The sequence below is a fragment of the Pseudofulvibacter geojedonensis genome (assembly GCF_042675745.1).
Classification (GTDB): domain Bacteria; phylum Bacteroidota; class Bacteroidia; order Flavobacteriales; family Flavobacteriaceae; genus Pseudofulvibacter; species Pseudofulvibacter geojedonensis.
In genome coordinates this window covers 384,853-406,296 of the sequence record NZ_JBHTJM010000009.1, presented here as the reverse complement: position 1 = coordinate 406,296, position 21,444 = coordinate 384,853, and the positions used below count along the sequence as shown (strand labels likewise).

Below are 21,444 nucleotides of genomic sequence, written 5' to 3'. Positions count from 1 at the left end.
AAAGTAGTTAATTATGAAAGGAATTATATTAGCGGGAGGTTCTGGTACAAGACTACACCCTTTAACATTATCAGTAAGTAAGCAGTTAATGCCTATTTATGATAAACCAATGATTTATTATCCTTTGTCTACTTTAATAAGTTCTGGTATAAATGAAATTTTAATTATTTCTACACCAAAAGATTTGCCATTATTTGAAAACCTTTTGGGAGATGGAACTAAGTTAGGTTGTAAATTTGAATATGAGGTACAAGAACAACCTAATGGGTTAGCAGAAGCTTTTATTATTGGAGAAGAGTTCATAGGAAAAGATAAAGTAGCCTTAATTTTAGGCGATAATATATTTTATGGAACAGGATTAGGTAATTTATTAAAATCTAATAATAATCCAAACGGAGGAATAGTATATGCTTATCATGTTCACGATCCTGAACGTTATGGTGTGGTTGAATTTAACGATATTGGTAAAGTTGTTTCAATTGAAGAAAAACCGTTAGAACCTAAATCTAATTATGCAGTACCGGGAATTTATTTTTATGACAATGATGTGGTGGAGATTGCTAAAAATATTAAACCGAGTAAACGAGGAGAATTAGAAATAACAGATGTAAATAAGGAGTATTTAAAAAGAGGAAAGCTTCAAGTAAGTATTCTAGATAAAGGAACAGCTTGGCTAGATACTGGGACATTTTCTTCTTTAATGCAGGCATCACAGTTTGTGCAGGTTATAGAAGAGCGACAAGGATTAAAAATAGGAGCTATAGAAGAGGCTGCTTATAAAAGCGGATTTATAACTAAAGAACAATTAAAAGTATTAGCAAGTCCTTTATTAAAAAGTGGTTACGGAAAACACTTAATGAGTTTAGTAGTGTAATGAGTATAAAAGAAACGATATTAAAAGATTGTTTTATAATAGATCCCAAAGTTTTTAAAGACAAAAGGGGGTATTTTTTAGAAAGTTTTAATCAGGAAAGCTTTCAGAAAGCTACAGGTCTGCAGATTGATTTTGTTCAAGATAATGAGTCTTTTTCTACAAAAGGAGTTTTAAGAGGTCTGCATTTTCAAAAAGGAAAATATTCTCAAGCTAAACTAATTCGTGTTATTTCAGGGGAAATATTAGATGTAGTTGTAGACATTAGGCCTGACTCTCCCACGTTTTTACAACATTTTAGTATTAAATTATCCTCAAACAATAAGAAGCAATTATTTGTTCCAAAGCATTTTGCTCATGGTTTCTTGGTGTTAAGTGAAACAGCGATTATTAATTATAAATGCGATGAATATTATCATAAAGAATCTGAAAGTGGCATTATTTACAATGATCGTCATTTAAATATTGATTGGTTGTTAGAGTCGAAAGATTTTATCTTATCTGAGAAAGACCAAAAATTGCCCAGCTGTAGAGAACTATTTTCAATTAAAGGTTAATATGAAAAAAGTGTTAGTAACTGGTGCCAATGGTCAATTAGGTAAGTCGATTCAAGCTATAGCTAACACTTTAGCTGGATTAAGCTTTCTTTATAAAAGTTCTTCTGAATTGGATATTTCAAAAGAGGAAGATGTAAAGGAAGACTTTTTAAAAGAAAACTATGATTGGTGTATTAACTGTGCTGCATATACTTCAGTAGATAAAGCAGAGATAGAAAAAGATAAAGCATATAGTGTTAATGTATTAGGTGTTAAAAATATAGCTAATAGTTGTAAAAACTATTCAGTTAAATTAATTCATATTTCTACAGATTTTGTTTTTGATGGAGAGAAACAATTTCCATATTTAGAGGTAGATACGCCAAATCCTAAAACAGTATATGGGTTAACTAAACTGCAAGGGGAATTAGAGATAAAACAAATATTAAAGGAGTATTTTATTATAAGAACTTCATGGTTATATTCTGAGTTTGGAAATAATTTTATGAAAACAATGTTAGTGTTGGCAGAAGATAGAGATGAAATTTCAGTTGTTTCTGATCAGATAGGAACTCCAACTCATGCAATTGATTTGTCAAAATTAATATTAAAAATTATATCTGATAATAATAATAAATATGGGCTTTATCACTTTAGTAATGAAGGAGAAGCTTCTTGGGCTACTTTTGCAGAAGAAATATTTAAACTTAAAGGAATAAAGTGTAGAGTTAAACCAATATTAACTAAAGAGTATATTTCACTAGCATTAAGACCAAAATATAGTGTTTTTAAGAAAGAAAAAGTTAAAGAAGCTTTTGATGTTATAATACCTAATTGGAAATATAGCCTAAAGAAATATTAACTTCTTTTAAAGAAAAGTAGGCCTAGAAAACCTTTAAATCCTAATAGTAAGTATTAATGAGAAAAAAAAATCTACTAATATTTGGTACGAGACCAGAAGCGATTAAAATGGCACCTTTAGTAAAGGAATTTCAAAATGATATTTCTTTTGAAACAAAAGTTTGTATAACTGCTCAACATAGAGAGATGTTAGATCAAGTATTAGATTTTTTTGAAATAGTGCCAGACTATGATTTAGATTTAATGAAGCCAAATCAAAATTTATATTCATTAACTTCAGATATTATTACAAATTTGAAGCCGATTTTAGAAGATTTTCAACCAGATTACGTATATGTTCATGGTGATACAACTACAACCATGGCATCAAGTATTGCTGCTTTTTATTCAGGAGCTGAGGTTTGTCATGTAGAAGCTGGATTAAGAACGTTTAATAAGCGTTCTCCTTTTCCAGAAGAAATGAATAGAAGTATTGCAGGTAGAATTTCAAACTACCATTTCGCTCCAACCAAAACATCACAACAAAATTTATTAAATGAGAATATTCCTTTAAATAGTATCCAGATAACAGGTAACACGGTTATAGATGCTTTACATTTTAGTGAAAAAAAAGTAACATCAAGTAGTTATTCAGATGAAGAGGTAATAAAATTAAAAACACTTGTAGATTCTAATAAAAAATTAATTTTAGTAACAGGACATAGAAGGGAAAACCACGGGCAAGGTTTTATAAATATTTGTAATGCATTAAAAACGATAGCACTAAACAATCCTAATAGCCAGATAGTGTATCCTGTGCACTTAAATCCTAATGTACAAAAACCTGTTTATGAATTATTAGAAGGAATAGATAATGTAACATTAATTGCTCCGTTGTCATATCCAGCATTTGTTTGGCTGATGAGTCAGTCATACTTAATTATAACCGATAGTGGTGGAGTTCAAGAGGAAGCCCCAAGCTTAGGAAAGCCTGTGTTAGTGATGCGTGATACAACAGAAAGACCTGAAGCAGTAAAAGCAGGAACAGTTTTATTAGTGGGAACTAATACTAGTAAAATTATTAGCGAGGCTCAGAGTTTACTAGATGATAGTGAGCGCTATCAAAGAATGAGTGCATTACACAATCCGTATGGTGATGGTACAGCATGTAAACAAATAGTTGAATTTATTTCAAAATTAAATTAAAAGATGAACAATAAACCAAGTGTTGTAATGGTAGGTTTAGGTTATATAGGGTTGCCTACAGCAGCTTTAATAGCTCAAAATAAAACATATGTGCATGGTGTAGACATTAATCCAAAAGTAGTTGAAACTATAAATAAGGGGCAAATACATATAATTGAACCAGAATTAGATAATGCTGTTGCAGAAGCTGTAAAAGAAGGGTATTTAAAGGCTGATATAAAACCTGTTGAAGCCGATACGTATTTAATAGTTGTTCCAACACCTTTTAAAGGGAAAAATGAACCAGATATTTCTTTTGTTGAAGCAGCAACAAAATCTGTTTTACCTTTATTGAAAGAGGGCGATTTATATATTATAGAGTCAACATCTCCTATCGGGACTACCGAAAAGATGATGAATTTCATTTATACTGAAAGACCAGAGCTAAAAGATAAGCTGTTTATGGCTTATTGCCCAGAAAGAGTATTACCAGGTAATGTAATGTATGAATTAGTATATAACGATAGGGTAATTGGAGGTATAGATGAAAAATCAACCGAAAAAGCAATGGCATTTTATAAAGAGTTTATACAAGGAGATTTACACAAAACTAATGCTCGTACCGCAGAAATGTGTAAATTGGTAGAAAACTCTTCTAGAGACGTGCAGATAGCCTTCGCAAATGAATTATCTCTAATATGCGATAAAGCAGATGTTAATGTTTGGGAACTTATTAATTTGGCAAATAAACATCCTAGAGTAAATATTTTACAGCCGGGATGTGGAGTGGGCGGACATTGCATAGCAGTAGATCCTTATTTTATTGTGTCAGATTATCCAATGGAATCTCAAATCATAGGTAAAGCAAGAGAAATTAATAATTATAAATCATTTTGGTGTGCGGAAAAAATACAAACTGCTAAATTAGAATTTGAACTGAAACATGGTAGAAAGCCTAGTATAGCATTAATGGGGCTAGCTTTTAAGCCAGATATTGATGATTTACGTGAATCACCTGCAAAATACATAGTTCAAAAAGTATTACAAAACGTTAACAATGAAGAATATTATATAGTAGAGCCCAACATAGAATATCACAATGTCTTTAAGCTTACTAATTATCAAACTGCAGTAGAAAAAGCAGATATAATAGTTATTCTGGTTGGACATAAAGAATTTAAAAAATTAAATTTACCTGTAAACAAAGTTGTATTAGACTTTTGTGGTATAAACAAATATTAGATAAGTAGTATTAAAATTGTAGAGAACATATTATTCTCTATTTTTGTACTTGTTTGTTAATAACAAAATATAAAATGGATTTACAAAATAAAAAAATAGCTATAATAGGGTTAGGATATGTAGGTTTACCTCTTGCGGTAGAATTTGCTAAGAAATATCCTGTTATTGGTTTTGATATAAATAATGAAAGAGTAAATGAGTTAAATAAGGGCCATGACAGTACTCTTGAAGTGTCAGATAATAACTTGCAATCCGTTTTAAATACTTCTACAAGTACTGGATTGCATTTAAGTTGTTCTACAGATGATTTAAAAGAATGTAATGTTTTTATAGTTACTGTTCCGACTCCAGTAGATAAAAATAACCGACCAATCTTAACCCCTTTAATAAAAGCTTCTGAAACAATAGGAAAAGTATTAAAAAAAGGTGATGTTGTTATTTATGAATCTACAGTTTATCCGGGTGTTACTGAAGACGATTGTGTGCCTGTTTTAGAATATATTAGCGGCTTAGGTTTTAATAAAGATTTTTATTGTGGTTATTCTCCTGAGAGAATTAATCCTGGTGATAAAAAACATACCGTTACTAAAATTAAAAAGGTTACCTCAGGCTCAAATCCTGAAATAGGAAAATTGGTAGATGATTTATACGCATCTATTATAACTGCTGGTACTCACTTAGCTCCAACAATAAAAGTAGCAGAAGCGGCTAAAGTTATAGAAAACGCTCAAAGAGATATTAATATAGCTTTTGTTAATGAATTGGCTAAGATTTTTAATAAGCTAGATATAGATACTCATGCAGTTTTAGAAGCAGCTTCAACTAAGTGGAACTTTTTACCTTTTAAACCAGGTTTAGTTGGTGGACATTGTATTGGGGTAGATCCGTATTATTTAGCACAAAAAGCACAAGAAGTTGGTTATCATCCAGAAATAATCTTGGCAGGTAGGAGATTAAATGATAGTATGGGAGAGTATGTAGCAACTGAGGTGTTAAAATTAATGGTACAAAATGAGATTCCTGTAAAAGGAGCTAAAGTTTTAATGTTAGGAATAACTTTTAAAGAAAATTGCCCAGACATTAGAAATACTAAGGCGATAGATGTATATAGAGTTTTAGATTCTTTCCATATGGATGTAGATATTTATGATCCTTGGGCATCTTCTGAAGAGGTAATGCATGAATATGGAATAAGCACATTATCAACCTTAGAAAATAAAAAGTATGATACTATTGTTCACACTGTTTCTCATAAGGAATTTTCAGAATTAAATTTAGAAACTTTAAAGAATAACAAAACAGTTATATACGATGTTAAAGGGAGTTTGAATAGTAAGGATGTTAACAAGAGGTTATAATGTTTCAAAAAGCCTATCATAGTAGGGATTTATCTAATTTAACTTTTTTAATAACTGGAGGAGCCGGATTTATTGGATCTAATTTGGTTGAATATCTTTTAAATTTTCAAGCGAAAAAAGTAATTATTCTAGACAATTTTTCAACTGGGAAAAGAAAAAATATTGAACCTTTTTTAAGGAATAAGAGTTGTAATCTTATTGAGGGAGATATTAGAAATATAGATACTTGTAGAAGAGCCTTAGTTGGAGTTGACTATGTGTTTCATCAAGCAGCTTTAGGGTCGGTACCCAGATCGATAAATGATCCCATAACTTCTAATGAAGTTAACGTTTCTGGTTTTTTAAATGTGTTAGTGGCATTAAAAGAATCTAAATCGATTAAAAGAATGGTTTATGCAGCTAGTTCATCAACTTATGGCGATCATCCTGGTTTACCTAAAGTAGAAAATGAAATTGGTAAACCACTATCTCCATATGCGGTTACCAAATATGTAAATGAATTGTATGCAGATGTTTTTTATAAAACGTATGGAGTAGAAACTATTGGGCTACGATATTTTAATGTTTTTGGGCCAAAGCAAGATCCTAAAGGTTCTTATGCTGCTGTTATTCCTAAATTTATTGGTCAATTATTAAATAATGAGGATTTAATAATTAATGGAAATGGTGAGCATTCTAGAGATTTTACATTTGTTGAGAATGTTGTACAAGCAAATATAAAAGCTGCCTTTTCAGATAATAAAAATTCTATTAATCAAGTGTACAATATAGCTTACGGAGAAAACACAAATTTAAATAAGTTAATAGAATCTTTACAAAAAGGTTTAAATTCATTAGGTGTTAAGACTAATAACTCAAAAATTATTAACGGCCCTGAGAGAGAAGGAGATGTAAAACATTCTTTGGCAGATATTTCTAAGGCAAAAGAACTGATTGATTATAATCCGTTATTTTCTTTCAATGATGGTATTAAAAAATCTTTAAAATGGTATTATGAAAATTAAAAATGATTTTTTTGCTCATGAAACAGCAGTGATTGATGATGATTGTATTATAGGAGATGGTACAAAAATTTGGCATTTTTCTCATATAATGTCTAATTGTATTATAGGTAATAAATGTAATATAGGTCAGAATGTTGTGGTTTCTCCTCAGGTTAAATTAGGTAATAATGTTAAAGTTCAAAATAACGTTTCAATCTATACAGGAGTAGAGTGTCAAGATGATGTTTTTTTAGGTCCATCCATGGTCTTTACTAATGTAATTAATCCAAGAAGTGCTGTTATAAGAAGGGATCAATATTTAAAAACTATTGTTAAAAAAGGAGCTTCTATAGGCGCTAATGCAACTATAGTCTGTGGCAATAATATAGGTGAATATGCTCTTGTAGGAGCTGGAGCTGTTGTAACTAAAGAAGTTAAACCTTATGCGCTAGTTGTTGGTAACCCTTCAAAACAAATAGGTTGGATAAGCGAGTTTGGACATAGGTTAGATTTTAAAGAGAATAATATTGCTATTTGTCCAGAAAGTGGAGAAGAATATAAGTTAAAGGATAATCAAGTAAAAAAGATAAAGTAATGAATATTGATTTTGCGAATTTAAAAATAGCTTATCAAGAACACAAAGAAGAGTTTGATGAAGCTATTTCGAATGTTGTATCTTCGGCTGGGTATATAATGGGGCCAAATGTATTAGATTTAGAGAGTAAACTCCAAGAATATATAGGTTCCAAATATGCAATTTCATGTTCTTCAGGAACAGACGCATTATTACTAGCTATGATGGCATTAAATATTCAGCCTGGAGATGAAATTATAACAACACCTTTTACATTTATAGCTACTGCAGAAACAATAGCTTTTTTGGGTGCTAAACCAGTTTTTGTAGATATAGATGAAGCATCATTCAATATTGATGTTACTAAAATTGAAGAAAAAATAACTAATAAAACAAAAGCAATTGTACCTGTATCATTGTATGGGCAAGTTGCTGATATGGATGAAATAAATGGTATAGCTAGTAAGTATAAACTACCAGTTATAGAAGATGCTGCGCAAAGTTTTGGTGCTAAGTATAAAAAGAAAAAAAGTTGTAACCTAACAACAATTGGATGTACAAGCTTTTTTCCTGCTAAACCATTAGGTTGTTTTGGAGATGGAGGAGCTGTATTTACTAATAATAAAGTATTGGCAGATAAAATGGCAAGTTTAAGGCTGCATGGTCAAACCAAACGTTATCATCATCAATACATTGGTATGGGGGGGAGATTAGATGCTTTACAAGCAGCTGTTTTAAATGTTAAAATGAAATACTATGATAACGATGTTTTGCGTAGGCAAAATGTAGCAGAAATGTATACAGATTTATTAAAAGGGTCAGACATAAAAACTCCTGAAATATCTGACTACAAAACGTCTGTTTGGGCTCAGTATTCAATTAGAGTAAAAAATAGAGATGAGGTACAAACTAAACTAAAGGAGAATGGTATACCTACTGCAGTACATTATCCTGTACCGTTGCATTTACAAGAATGTTTTAAATATTTAGGGTATAAAAAAGGTGATTTTCCTATAGCTGAAACAATATCTACTGAAATTATGAGTTTACCTATGAATCCTTATTTAACTAAAAAAGAGGTTACATATGTATGCAATCAATTAAAAAATTAGTAGAAATCTATACAACTTAATTAATCCCCCAACAATCTAAAATAGAATCATGAAAAATTTCGCTCTTATTGGCGCATCAGGATATATTGCACCGAGACATTTAAAAGCTATAAAAGATACTAATAATAATTTAGTAGCAGCACTAGATAAGTTTGATAGTGTAGGGATAATGGATAGTTATTTTCCTCATGCTGATTTTTTTGTAGAACCAGAACGTTTTGACAGACACTTAGAAAAATTAAAGTATGATAAAGACGTAAATTTAGATTACGTTAGTATATGTACACCCAATTATTTACATGATTCACACATAAGAATGGCTTTAAGAAGAGGAGCTGATGCTATTTGTGAAAAACCTTTAGTATTAAATCCTTGGAATATAGAAGCATTACAAAAAATAGAGAAGGAATCAGGCCAACGAGTTTGGAATATTTTACAATTGCGTTTGCATCAAAGTATTGTAGATTTAAAAGCAAAAGTTGAGGCTGCACCTAAAAATAAAATATTTGATGTAGATTTAACCTATTTAACATCAAGAGGAAACTGGTACTATACATCTTGGAAAGGAGATAAATCTAAATCTGGAGGAATTGCTACAAATATAGGTGTACACTTTTATGATATGTTATCATGGATTTTTGGTGATGTTAAACAAAATATTGTACATGTTCATACGCATGATAGAGCTGCTGGTTATTTAGAGTTTGATAGAGCTAGGGTAAGATGGTTTTTATCTATAAATGAAGATGTTTTACCAGATGAAGTAAAAGCAAAAGGACAACGTACTTATAGGTCAATAACAATAGAAGGAGAAGAATTAGAATTTAGTGGAGGATTCACAGATTTGCATACTCGAGTTTACGAAGATATTTTAGAAGGGAAAGGTTATGGGTTAGAAGATGCAAGACAAGCAATAGAGATAGTACATAACATTCGTCATGCTAAACCGATAGGTTTAAAAGGAGAGTATCACCCTTTTGCTAAAAAGAAATTAGTTAAACATCCATTTTTATTAAAATAATATATTATGAAAAAAGTTATTGCAATATGTTTATTAGCAACTTTTATTTCATGTAAAAATGAAACAAAAGAAAAGCAGACACAGGAAGTAATTAAAGAAGTAACAGAATCTGTATCTGTAGAGAAGAAACCAGTAAAAAAAGCTAGTACTTTATTTGAGTATATTGAATTTGGTGATAAGAGTAGTGCAGCGGAAGTAAATGATACTATTGGAGATTTAATTCATGTTAAAGAGGTTTCCTTGTTTAAGGAAAAAGTTTCTGAAAAAGTTTTTGTAGCAATTAACTTGAGTAAAGAATTAGAAAAAGGTCTTTATGGGAAATATAGAATAATAGCGTTAGTTTTTCCACATTCAAAGGAAGATTTAAGACCTGAAAGTATTGAAAGAGGGTTAGATTTTGATTCTTGGTATTTTGATCTAAAAACTCACTCAGACGGAAAGAATACTTATGTTTGGGGACAAGTAGCAGAAGGAGTAAGCAGTTTTAAAAAGGTTATACTTAGAATTATAAATTTAGAAACGGGTAAAAAATCAGAAAAAGAAATTGTTATAGAGGATTTAGGTGTAGAATAAAGAAATCACATAATTAATTAATTTTTAATGTTTTCACTTAAATCTAGTTTTACTAAAAATGTATTTACGTTAGTTACAGGAACAACAATAGCTCAGGTTATACCACTTGCCTTATCACCTATTTTAACTAGATTGTATACGCCAAATGATTTTGGTTTATTGGCTACTTACATGTCTATAGCGGCTATTTTTTCAGTTGTTATTACACTTAAGTATGATATCTCAATAATAATAGCAGAAAGGAAAGAAGAAGCAATTTCTCTTTTAATCGGTTCTTTAATAATAGCTTGTATAATTAGCCTTTTAACTCTAATAATTGTACATTTTTTTAATGGAGAAATAATTAATTTACTAACCGAAGAGGATGCCAATGGAAAAGAAACACTAGGGAATTGGTTGTACTTTATACCTTTTTCTATTTTTTTTATTGGGGCTTTTAATACCGTTAGTTTTTGGTTCAATAGAAAGTTAATGTACAAAAGAATGGCTACGAGTAAAGTAGTTAATACAACATCAATGTCTGGAATCCAATTAGGAGGAGGGCTTTTAGGCTTTACTCCAATAGGTCTTTTAATTGGTTTTGTAGCAGGTAGATTCTTTGCTGCACTTTATCTCTTTAATAGGTTATTAGGAGATAAGGAGATATTTTTTAAAAATATTAGAAAGGATCAGATTCTTTTTCTTCTTAAACGATATAAAAGATTCCCATTATTTACTTTGCCGGCAGAGTTCATTAACATAGTTGCTAATAGATTACCGATTTTTGTAATCGGAAAGTTTTTTGGATCTAGTGTATTAGGAAATTATGCTCTTATGGAAAGAGTACTAAGCGCACCTATAAGTCTAATAGGAGCATCTGTATTAGATGTATTTAAACAAAAAGCTAGTGAAGACTATAATAAATTTGGAAATTGTAAAAATATTTTCATTAAAACATTTAAGTCATTAGTACTATTATCAATTGTTCCTACATTGCTTTTGTTTTTTTTATCTCCAATTGTATTTGGTTTTATTTTTGGAAAAGAATGGACAATGGCAGGTGAGTTCGCTCAAATAATTTCTATACTCTTTTTTATAAGATTTACAGCTAGTCCTCTTAGTTATATGTTTAATATAGCAGAAAAGCAACATTATGATATGTTTTGGCAAATTGCATTACTTGTATTTACTATAATATCATTTGTTATAGGGGTTAAATTAAATGATGTAAAGATTGCATTGATCTGTTTTACAGTGTCTTATTCATTGTTGTATATAATAAATATATATTTGTCATACCAATTTTCCAAGGGTGTAGAATAGAAAAAGACATGAAAAAGTTTTTAATAAGTGTGATAATTCTTATTGTTATTAGTTCTTGTTCGGGAGAAGAGAATGTTCTTTTAACAGATAATGATGGCGATGGTGTTTTAACTCAAGATGAGGATATTAATGGTGATGGAGATTTTACAAATGATGATACTGATGGCGATGGTGTAGCCAATTATTTAGATGATGATGATGATGGTGATGGTATTTTAACTCAAGATGAGGATATTAATGATGATGGAGACTTTACAAATGATGATACTGATGGCGATGGTATAGTCAATTATTTAGATGATGATGATGATAATGATTATATTTTAACAATAGATGAGGGGCCAGATAGTGATGTAGACTGTAATAATGTTCCAGATTATATAGATATGAATTTTAACCAACAAATCAATGGAAGTTGGAGGTTGGTAAAGGCTGGTTCTGGATTTTCAGGTGGAGGTAGCTATCCAAGTTCAAAGGGAATTAGGTTAAATAATGATACCCTTACATATCTAAGCCGTACAGGTTTTCCAGGAAGTTATGATACTATTAGATATAATAGGTACATTTATAAGGCCAATATGGATATAGATGGTGTAAATTATGTATATAATAATACAGAATTTATAGGTATAGACAATAACCTTAATAAAGATACTATTTATTCAAAACAGTTTGGAGGACTATGTCAAAGTCCAATTGGTGGATATCTTACAAGTAATACTTTTGGCTTTTTTTATATTGATGATGACTTTGTTGATAATGAGATATATTATTGTTCTTCAGGAGATTTTTGTATAAATCAGTCACAAGATACACTTAAGTTTTATTCGTATACACATTCAACTAATTTTTCAGGTTATAGAAGAAGTTTTGAGTTTGTACGGGATTAATTTGATAAAAAGAATAGTAATAGAAAGACAAAAATGTTAATACAATTGTGAAAGAGAGATATATTTGTTCACGATTAAGCATAGAGAATGATAACAATAATAGATTATAAAGTAGGTAACCTAGGTTCTATAGTTAATATGTTAAAGAAGTTAGGAGTAAAGTCCAAACTGGCTACTACTATGGAAGACATAAATAATGCAGAAAAGTTAATATTACCAGGAGTAGGTGCTTTTGACTCTGGTATTGTTAATTTAAGAAACACAGGGTTACTAGATACTTTAAATAAAAGAGTTTTGGAGGATAAAGTACCAGTATTGGGTATTTGTTTAGGGGCACAATTAATGTGTAAAAAAAGTGAAGAAGGGAAAGAAATAGGTTTAGGCTGGTTTGATGCTGAGGTAAGAAAGTTTAATTTCCCTAAAGAAAGTACGTTTAAAGTACCTCATATAGGATGGAATTATACAGATATTGCTAAAGACAGTAAGTTATTTACAGATATGTACGAAGATCCAAGATTTTATTTTGTTCATTCATATTATATGAAAGCTAGTGAAAAGAAGGATATTTTAACAGAAACTGCATACGATTTTACGTTCACTTCGTCTTTAGAAAGAGAAAATATAGTGGGAGTCCAATTTCATCCAGAAAAAAGTCATAAGTTTGGAATGAAGTTATTAGAAAACTTTGTAAAACACTATTAATTATGCCTAGGCCCATTTTACGTAGAACAATCCCTTGTTTATTACTTAGGGATAATGGATTGGTAAAAACGGAAAAGTTCAAAAAGGATACCTACATAGGAGACCCTTTAAACGCTGTTAAGATTTTTAATGAAAAAGAAGTAGATGAGTTAGTATTCTTAGACATAGATGCTACTAAAAAAGGAAAAGAGCCTCATTATAGTTTTATTCAAGATATTGCTAATGAGTGTTTTATGCCTTTTTGTTATGGGGGTGGTATAAAAAGTATAGAACAGATAAAGAAAATAATAGCGTCTGGAGCGGAAAAAGTTTCTATTAATACAGCCGCATTTACTAATCCAGAGCTTATAACAGAGGCTGCAAATATTTTTGGAAGTTCTACTATTGTAGTTTCTATAGATGTTAAAAAAGATTTATTCGGAAAGAAAAGAGTTTATGTTTCTTCTGGAAAAAAGAACACCAAGATGGATCCAGTTGTTTATTCTAAAAAAATGGAAGCATTAGGAGCGGGTGAAATTTTACTTAACTCAGTTGATAAAGATGGCACAATGACAGGCTACGATTTAGATTTAATAAAATCAGTTAGTGAAGCAGTTTCTATTCCTGTTATAGCGTGCGGAGGAGTTGGTACTATAAATCACTTTAGTTTAGCTATAAAGCAAGCAAAAGCATCAGCTGTAGCTGCAGGAAGCTTTTTTGTATATCAAGGTCCTAGAAAAGCGGTATTAATTTCTTACCCATCACAACAAGAATTAAAAGAAATATATCAATAATTATTGTAGTAATATATATAAATGAAAAGAGAGTATCAGATTTGTAATCGTTGTATTATGGATACAACAGATCCAGAAATAGTTTTTGATGATAATGGAAATTGTAATCATTGTAATGATGCTATTGAAAGGGCTAAACAAGTTTGGTTTCCAAATGAAGAAGGAGAGCAACGTTTGTTAGATATAGCTAATAGAATAAAAAAGGAAGAAAAAAATAAAAAGTATGATTGCATTATTGGTTTAAGTGGAGGTGTAGATAGTTCTTTTTTAGCATATAAAACAGTTAAATTAGGATTAAGACCTTTAGTAGTTCATGTAGATTGTGGATGGAACTCGGAATTGGCTGTTAAGAATGTTGAAAATATAGTAAAGAAATTAAACTTAGAGTTACATACACATGTAGTAAATTGGCAAGAAATGAAGGATTTACAGTTAGCATATTTTAAAGCTAATGTAGCAAATCAGGATATTCCTCAAGATCATGCAATTTTTGCAGCTCTTTATAGTTTTGCTGTAAAGAACAATATTAAATACGTGTTTAATGGTAGCAATTTTGCAACAGAATGTATTTTACCAAAAGCATGGGGATATAATAATATGGATACCATTAACTTGAGAGCTATTCATAAAAAATTTGGAAAGCGAAAACTTAAGAAGTACCCAATAATGTCTTTCTTTAAACAGTATTTTTATTTTAGATATATTAGAAAGATGACGATAGTCAAGCCTTTAAATTTGATGAACTATGTTAAAGATAATGCAATAGAAATTATGAAGGCTGAACTAGATTGGAAGTATTATGGAGGAAAGCATCATGAGTCTAGATTTACTAAATTCTTTCAAGCATATTATTTACCAACTAAATTTAAATATGATAAAAGAAGGGCACATTTGTCTAGCCTAATTGTATCAAGTCAACTTACAAGGGAAGAAGCTCTAAAAGAGATGAAAAAAGAGATTTATCCAAATAATTCACATTTAGAAGATTTAGAGTATGTGGCTAAGAAACTAGAAGTTTCTGTAAATGAGTTTGAAAGAATAATAAATATGCCAAATAAATCTTTTGAAAGTTATAAAAATGGAGCAAAATTATTTAAAATGGGTTATAGGTTACGTGAACGTTTTAAATTTTTGAATAAACTTTAATGAGATTATTAGGAGAAATAAAGGAAAATCATCAGACTTATATATTAGCCTTATTAATTATTTCTGGCCCAATAAAACCTATGTTTAATGCTTTTATTGGAACATTAGATGTTACTCTATTTGCATTTTCTTTAGCCGCTATTGATATTATTTTTCAATTAGGACAAAAGGAAAACCGAATAAGAATTAATAAACAAGTAGTACTGTATTTATCAGTTCTTTTTTTTATTTTTCTCTTAATGTTTTTATCTTTTTTTTATTCTAGTTCAGAGATCTATGCTAGGGAAAAGTTTTTAAAGTTTAGTTTGACAATATTTTGTTTTGTTTACCCTATTTTTGTTAAAGAGATAAATTGGAAATCTTTTGTAAGAGGTGTTTTGTGGATTGTTATTCCCCTATCATTTTTATTTATATACTACAGACAGTTTTTTTGGTCAGATGCTAATGCAGCAAATAGATCTTTTTCAGATAAATTTTATGATATAGCAGGCTCTTATATGGGATTAGGGTATGTTATTTCTTTAGTAGGATTTGTTTTTGTGGAAAAGAAAAAATGGTTTTCTTTAGGAGGTTTATATCTTGTTTTATTAGCAATGGGCTCTAGAGGACCTTTACTTTTTAGTTTGTTAACTATTTTTATTGTAAAATATAAGATATTTTTAAATGTTAAATTTAAAACAAAAAGGGTATTAATTTTTTTGAGTTTTTTAATTGCTGGCTGTGGTATTATTATAGCAAAATTTGATTTTTTTAAGGAAAAAATTTATAAGTATGGTTTGGATAGATTTATAAGTTTGTTTTCTTCAGACAGGAAGGATGCTTCTGCAAATGATAGAATTGAGCTAATGTCTTATGCTATCGATCAAATATTTTCTAACCCTAAGACTTTTATTTTTGGCAATGGTATAGGAAGTTTTGGTTATGATTATTTAGGAAAAGATGTAAAGGAGAATCCTCATAATATATTTTTAGAAGCCTGGTATGAATTAGGAGTTTTAGGTTTGTTTTTAATAGCATTCTTTTTAATAACTCCCTTTTTTATTAATAAAAAGTTGGCATTATATAAAGCATTTATATTTTTTGCTTTTTTTAATTGTTTGAAATCTAATAATTTATCTGGGTTGTGGATATTAGTAGTGTTATATTCTATTTATTTAAATAATATAAAAATGAATCCTAAATTAAATGAAGTTAGAGTTTCATAAAAGATACATTGGGCTATATATTTTTGCCTTAGTTTTACCTTTACCTATTCCATTAATATATTCGGCAATTGCTTTAGGGTTAATGTTATTAAATCTTATCTTTTTAGGAGATTTTAAGAAGATTAATATAAAGAATTGGACTGTTTTATGCATTTTATTTGTACTTATAGATGGAATAAGAAGTCTTTTTTTTGAACAAAGTTTTAAAGGTATAGATAGTGTAAAATTAGCCTTTTTGATTGTTCCTTTAGCTTTTCAAATTACTAAAATAGAATCACCTAAAGTATATAGAAAGTTGCTACAGCTTTTTACCATAGGAGTTGGAGTTTACATTTTTTATGCTATTGGATATCTGTTTTATTTTTATATTAAATATGCCAAATGGTATACATTTAGTTTTACAGACCATTATGTTATTTATGTACTATATAATTATCTACCGGGTGCTTATCACCATACTTATATAGGTTTGTATATTGCTTTTGCTTTAGTCATTTTAATGGATGAAGTTAAAAGAAGTTTCAAGAGGTCGGTTAAAGTAATATTAACTATATTACTTTTTTTGTTTTTCTTAATGCAATTCTATGTTGGTTCAAAAATGACTATGATTTTATCTTTTTTTGGCTTACTTTTTTATCTTCTAATTTCTGGGTTGAATAGGAAAAGCTTTTATCAATTATTAGGTGGTTCAATAGTTTTGTTTTTAGGTTTTGTTTTTTTAATAAAAGATTGGTTAATATTAAGTATAACAAATAGTGTAGCGCACCGTTTAATATATACAAAAAAATCTCTAGAACTTATAAAAGAGAATTTTTGGTTTGGTATTGGAGGAAATCATATTAAGGATTATCAGTTACTTATAGATGATAATATAAAACCTTTAATTCCACATAATTTATATATACATGAATTGTTGGCAAACGGAATATTAGGATTAATACTTATATTAATAATGTTGGGTTTTTTGTTACGAAAATCATTTACGACGAATAATTTCATTTTAGCAACATTAACAGTAATATGTATATTACTTAGTCTAACTGAAGATTTTTTGTATTTGCAGAGAGGGGTTTTCTTTTTTGTTTTTTTTACATCTTTGCTACTATCTAATAAACTTAACTATAAAGAAAAATAAGTCATTATTACATGAAAAAGAAAATATGTCATTTAACATCTGTGCATCCAAGATATGATATTAGAGTATTCATTAAGGAATGTCAGAGTCTTGCTCAAAATGGATTCGATGTTTCATTAGTGGTTGCTGATGGCTTAGGTGATGAAGTAAAAGAAGGAGTTAAAATTTATGATGTAGGTGCTGTAAATTCTAGAAAAGAAAGGATACTAAAGGCAAGAAAAAAAGTATTTTTAAAAGCAAAGGAGTTGAAATGTGATATATACCAGTTTCATGATCCAGAGCTAATGTTTTTGGGGCTTAAATTACGAAAGAATGGAGTAAAAGTCATTTACGATATTCATGAAGATTTAACCAAGCAAATTAAGATTAAGCCTTGGATTCATAAATCCTTACGTGGAATAATATCTTTTTTCTTTGAGAAAGTAGAAAACTTTGTTGTTAAAAAAGTTGATGCAGTAGTTGTACCTCAACCTTATATGTATTCAGTTTATTCTAAAAAAAATAAGAATACTACTTTGGTAGAAAATTTTGTTATCCTTCAATCTAAAAATGCTACTTTAGAAAATATAAATTACGCAAATAAAACATGTTTTCATGCAGGAGCTCTAAGTTTAGAAAGAGGAGTTTTGAATATGGTAAGAGCTTTTTCAAAAATTAATGATGGCAGTGATTTAGTTTTGGCAGGAAATATAAATGATGTTACCCTAAATCAATGCAAGGAAGAGTTAGGTTGGAATCAAACTAAGTATTTAGGGATAATACCATATGAGTCTGTATTAGAACAATATAATAATTCATCTATTGGGTTGATTCTTTATAATAATGTAGGGCAGTATTATTTGTCTTATGCTATTAAGTTATTTGAGTATATGTTAAAAGGTATGCCGGTAATTATGCCTAATTTTGGTGAATGGGTTAGCTTTAATGAAGAGAATAATTGTGGTATTAATGTTGATCCAACAAATACAGATCAAGTTGCTAATGCAATTATGTATTTAAACAAAAACCCTGAATTAAAAAAGAAATTAGGGGAAAATGGAAAGAAAGCTGTTATTGAAAAGTATAATTGGAGTATAGCAGAAAAAAGATTAATGGAACTTTACAAAAGTATATAACATGATATTTAATTCTATAAAAAGAGCACTAGTTTTAGCGCCACATACAGATGATGGAGAATTTGGTTGTGGTGCTACAATAGATAAGTTGATAAAAAGCGGAGTAGAAGTATATTATATAGCTTTTAGTTATTGCGAAGAGTCCGTTCCGGAAGGTTTTGCACCAGACGTATTAAAACATGAAGCAAAACGTGCGACTAAAAAATTAGGAATAAATTCTGAGAATGTTTTTGTATTAGACTATAAAGTCCGTTATTTTTCATATAAGAGGCAAGAAATTCTTGAAGACTTAATCGTATACAGAAGAAAAATAAATCCAGATCTTATTTTTATTCCATCTGTTAATGATGTTCACCAAGATCATGCAACTATAGCTAATGAAGCTATAAGAGCCTTTAAGAATAGAAATATTCTTAGCTATGAATTACCCTGGAATAATTTTAAATTTTCTATGGATTTATTTGTAGAGGCCGAGGAATCTTCGTTAGATATAAAAATAGATGCCCTAAAAGAATACGAATCACAGGTAGCTATTAGAGGTTATGCTTCAGAAGAGTTTATTAAAAGTTTAGCTAGAGTTAGAGGTACTCAGGTAGGTAAAGATTTTGCAGAAGTTTTTGAAGTAGTAAGATTAATTAATTAGATAGAAGAGATGATACTTAAAGAAATTCTTACGCAGATAGAATATATAAAGTTTATAGGGGAACCATCACTTAATGTAAAAGGCGTGGTATCGTTAGAAGAAATTAGCGGTACAGAAAATATGTTGAGTTGGTGTAATGATAAAAATATAGATAAATTAAGTTTAGTAAAAACTAAATCTACAATAATAGTAAGTGAAAAAGTTGTTATAAACAAGTCGGACTACATTAATTATATTATTGTAGAAAACCCAAGAAGAGTCTTTCAAGAAGTATTGACAAAGTTTTTTAGTAAGAAAAGAAGTCCAGTTATTCATAAGTCTGCATGTATATCTGAAGATTGTATAATTGGAGATGGTGCTTTTATTGGGCATAATGTGATTATTGAAGAAAACTGTAGGATAGGAGTTAATGTTGAAATTTTGCATAATACTACAATATTAAAAGGAACAGTTATAGAGAATAATGTTACAATTGGAGCTAATAATACAATCGGAGGAGTTGGTTTTGGTTATGAGAAAAATAAGAAAGGTGATTTTGAGTTAATCCCCCATATTGGAAATGTTGTTATAAAAAATAATGTAGATATAGGGAATAATACATGTATTGATAGAGCGGTTATGGGGAGTACTATTATAGGAGAGAATGTCAAAATAGATAATCTTGTTCATATAGCTCATGGTGTAAAAGTTAAGAGAAATTCAGTTGTAATAGCCAATGCAATGATTGCAGGAAGTGTTACTATTGGAGAGAATTCATGGATAGCACCTTCAGCATCTATTATAAATAAGAAAAATATAGGGTCTAATGCATTAATTGGCTTGGGTGCAGTTATTACAAAAGATGTCAATGATTATGAAATTGTAGCAGGAAATCCGGGTAAACTTATTAGAAAAATAAATAAAGATGAGTAAAAATATTTGGCTTATAAACCAATATTTATGTACTCCAGAATTAAACGGAGACGGTCATAGACATTCATTTTTAGCAGAAGAATTTATTAAAAATGGGTATGATGTTACATTAATTACTTCATCATTCTCTCATGTTCCAAAACGAGAAAATAAGTTTAAAGGGTTATTTAAGATTACAGGAAGTAATATAAGAACCTTATTAATTAAAGGTAACATATATAAAGAAACACAAGGGGTAGCTAGAATTTTAAGTTGGTTACTATTTTGTTTCTTATTATTTTTTATTCCAACTAAAAAGTTGCCTAAGCCAGATGTAATAATAGTTTCGTCAAATTCACTGTTGCCAATATTGAATGTTGTTTTCTTTTTTAAGAGAAAATTTAAAGGTGTTAAATTTATATTAGAAATTAGAGATGTATGGCCATTATCTCTTATAGAATTAGGGAGTTTTTCAACTAAAAATATATTTATTCGTTTCTTAGCCTGGGTTGAGAAGTTGGGGTATAAACATGCAGATCATATAGTTTCCTTATTAATAGATGTAGATAAACATGTAGAGAAAATACTAAAAAGTAAGGATTTTAACTATACTTGGATATCAAATGGATATCAAATAGAGGATGAGTCTTATTATCAACCTTTACCGGAAAGGATAAAGAATAAAATCCCAAAAGATAAATTTGTTGTAGGGTATGCAGGTTCTTTGGGTATTGCTAATGCCATGGAATTTGTAATTGATGCTGTAAAGGATAATCCAGATGTGTGTTTATGTATACTTGGAAATGGTAATGAAGCTTTAAACCTTAGACAGTTAGCTAAAGATCATAATAATATTATATTTTTTGACAGGATTCCTAAAAATCAAGTGAACTCTTTTTTAAAGGAGTGTGATTTGTTATATTTTGCATCAAGAAATTTAAAGTTATATGAACTAGGAATTTCTGCTAATAAAACATTTGATTATATGTACGCAGAGAGACCTATATTGTTGTCTGCCCCAACTAAAAATAATATAGTTGATATTGCTAATTGTGGAAAGGTAATACCTGCAGAATCTATAGATGATATAAGAAAATCTTTAGTAGAATTTAAAAAGCATTCAGTTAGAAAACGTAAAGAGTTAGGTAATAATGGTAAAGAGTATTTATTGAAGTATTTTACGTATGATAAATTGGCAAAAATATTTATAAAAACATTCTAAAGAAATGCTACAATTGTTAAAGAAATTAAATAAATCGAATTTTGCAGTTTGCTTTTTGATAATAGTATTTTTATCAGAGTTTTTCACCACGATTTATTTGTATGTATCTGATGCAAATAGTTCCA

The 21,444-nt window shown here is 29.4% G+C and carries 22 protein-coding genes; all 22 read left to right on the top strand.

Features of this window, described 5'->3' with window-relative positions; genetic code table 11:
- Positions 1-13 precede the first annotated feature (13 nt).
- Positions 14-874 (top strand): glucose-1-phosphate thymidylyltransferase RfbA, encoded by an 861-nt coding sequence (gene rfbA, locus ACFQ1O_RS11465; protein ID WP_377716159.1) that lies wholly within the window; start codon positions 14-16, stop codon positions 872-874.
- Positions 874-1,428, top strand: a complete 555-nt coding sequence (rfbC, locus tag ACFQ1O_RS11460) for a dTDP-4-dehydrorhamnose 3,5-epimerase (RefSeq protein ID WP_377716158.1) — start codon at positions 874-876, stop codon at positions 1,426-1,428. Before rfbA ends, rfbC begins: the two co-directional genes overlap by 1 nt.
- Position 1,429: 1 nt before the next feature.
- Positions 1,430-2,269: a dTDP-4-dehydrorhamnose reductase gene (rfbD, locus tag ACFQ1O_RS11455; RefSeq protein WP_377716157.1), complete on the top strand. Its 840-nt coding sequence runs from the start codon at positions 1,430-1,432 to the stop codon at positions 2,267-2,269.
- Positions 2,270-2,325: 56 nt separating this feature from the next.
- The gene (gene wecB / locus ACFQ1O_RS11450; RefSeq protein ID WP_377716156.1) at positions 2,326-3,453 is read left to right on the top strand and encodes a non-hydrolyzing UDP-N-acetylglucosamine 2-epimerase; all 1,128 of its coding nucleotides are present in this window, start codon (positions 2,326-2,328) and stop codon (positions 3,451-3,453) included.
- 3 nt (positions 3,454-3,456) lie between these two features.
- Positions 3,457-4,674, top strand: a complete 1,218-nt coding sequence (gene wecC, locus ACFQ1O_RS11445; RefSeq protein WP_377716155.1) for a UDP-N-acetyl-D-mannosamine dehydrogenase — start codon at positions 3,457-3,459, stop codon at positions 4,672-4,674.
- A 74-nt stretch (positions 4,675-4,748) separates the two neighbouring features.
- On the top strand, positions 4,749-6,032 hold the full coding sequence (locus ACFQ1O_RS11440) for a nucleotide sugar dehydrogenase (RefSeq protein WP_377716154.1): 1,284 nt from the start codon (positions 4,749-4,751) through the stop codon (positions 6,030-6,032).
- Positions 6,032-7,036, top strand: a complete 1,005-nt coding sequence (locus ACFQ1O_RS11435; RefSeq protein WP_377716153.1) for an SDR family oxidoreductase — start codon at positions 6,032-6,034, stop codon at positions 7,034-7,036. Before ACFQ1O_RS11440 ends, ACFQ1O_RS11435 begins: the two co-directional genes overlap by 1 nt.
- A complete protein-coding gene (locus ACFQ1O_RS11430) occupies positions 7,026-7,610 on the top strand; it encodes an acyltransferase (RefSeq protein ID WP_377716152.1) in 585 nt (194 codons plus the stop codon). The genes ACFQ1O_RS11435 and ACFQ1O_RS11430 overlap by 11 nt, the downstream gene beginning before the upstream one ends.
- Positions 7,610-8,701: a DegT/DnrJ/EryC1/StrS family aminotransferase gene (locus tag ACFQ1O_RS11425; protein WP_377716151.1), complete on the top strand. Its 1,092-nt coding sequence runs from the start codon at positions 7,610-7,612 to the stop codon at positions 8,699-8,701. Before ACFQ1O_RS11430 ends, ACFQ1O_RS11425 begins: the two co-directional genes overlap by 1 nt.
- Before the next feature lie 49 nt (positions 8,702-8,750).
- Positions 8,751-9,722, top strand: coding sequence for a Gfo/Idh/MocA family protein (locus tag ACFQ1O_RS11420; protein ID WP_377716150.1), 972 nt, complete (start codon positions 8,751-8,753; stop codon positions 9,720-9,722).
- Between the two features lie 6 nt (positions 9,723-9,728).
- Positions 9,729-10,295: a hypothetical protein gene (locus tag ACFQ1O_RS11415; protein WP_377716149.1), complete on the top strand. Its 567-nt coding sequence runs from the start codon at positions 9,729-9,731 to the stop codon at positions 10,293-10,295.
- Positions 10,296-10,322: 27 nt separating this feature from the next.
- Positions 10,323-11,597: a lipopolysaccharide biosynthesis protein gene (locus ACFQ1O_RS11410; RefSeq protein WP_377716148.1), complete on the top strand. Its 1,275-nt coding sequence runs from the start codon at positions 10,323-10,325 to the stop codon at positions 11,595-11,597.
- A gap of 8 nt (positions 11,598-11,605) precedes the next feature.
- Positions 11,606-12,487, top strand: coding sequence for a hypothetical protein (locus ACFQ1O_RS11405; protein WP_377716147.1), 882 nt, complete (start codon positions 11,606-11,608; stop codon positions 12,485-12,487).
- A gap of 87 nt (positions 12,488-12,574) precedes the next feature.
- The gene (gene hisH, locus ACFQ1O_RS11400; protein ID WP_377716146.1) at positions 12,575-13,189 is read left to right on the top strand and encodes an imidazole glycerol phosphate synthase subunit HisH; all 615 of its coding nucleotides are present in this window, start codon (positions 12,575-12,577) and stop codon (positions 13,187-13,189) included.
- Between the two features lie 2 nt (positions 13,190-13,191).
- Complete coding sequence (locus ACFQ1O_RS11395) at positions 13,192-13,962, top strand: AglZ/HisF2 family acetamidino modification protein (RefSeq protein WP_377716145.1); 771 nt, start codon at positions 13,192-13,194, stop codon at positions 13,960-13,962.
- Between the two features lie 21 nt (positions 13,963-13,983).
- On the top strand, positions 13,984-15,108 hold the full coding sequence (locus ACFQ1O_RS11390) for an N-acetyl sugar amidotransferase (RefSeq protein ID WP_377716144.1): 1,125 nt from the start codon (positions 13,984-13,986) through the stop codon (positions 15,106-15,108).
- Entirely contained in the window at positions 15,108-16,313 is a 1,206-nt protein-coding gene (locus tag ACFQ1O_RS11385; RefSeq protein WP_377716143.1) for an O-antigen ligase family protein, read from the top strand. Before ACFQ1O_RS11390 ends, ACFQ1O_RS11385 begins: the two co-directional genes overlap by 1 nt.
- Positions 16,294-17,448 carry an O-antigen ligase family protein gene (locus ACFQ1O_RS11380; RefSeq protein WP_377716142.1) on the top strand — a complete coding sequence of 385 codons (1,155 nt, stop codon included), beginning with the start codon at positions 16,294-16,296 and terminating at the stop codon, positions 17,446-17,448. Before ACFQ1O_RS11385 ends, ACFQ1O_RS11380 begins: the two co-directional genes overlap by 20 nt.
- An 11-nt stretch (positions 17,449-17,459) precedes the next feature.
- A complete protein-coding gene (locus ACFQ1O_RS11375) occupies positions 17,460-18,563 on the top strand; it encodes a glycosyltransferase (protein WP_377716141.1) in 1,104 nt (367 codons plus the stop codon).
- 1 nt (position 18,564) lies between these two features.
- Positions 18,565-19,206, top strand: coding sequence for a PIG-L deacetylase family protein (locus tag ACFQ1O_RS11370; protein ID WP_377716140.1), 642 nt, complete (start codon positions 18,565-18,567; stop codon positions 19,204-19,206).
- Positions 19,207-19,215: 9 nt separating this feature from the next.
- The gene (locus ACFQ1O_RS11365; protein WP_377716139.1) at positions 19,216-20,118 is read left to right on the top strand and encodes a hypothetical protein; all 903 of its coding nucleotides are present in this window, start codon (positions 19,216-19,218) and stop codon (positions 20,116-20,118) included.
- Positions 20,111-21,319: a glycosyltransferase family 4 protein gene (locus ACFQ1O_RS11360; RefSeq protein ID WP_377716138.1), complete on the top strand. Its 1,209-nt coding sequence runs from the start codon at positions 20,111-20,113 to the stop codon at positions 21,317-21,319. Before ACFQ1O_RS11365 ends, ACFQ1O_RS11360 begins: the two co-directional genes overlap by 8 nt.
- The last annotated feature ends 125 nt before the right edge of the window (positions 21,320-21,444 follow it).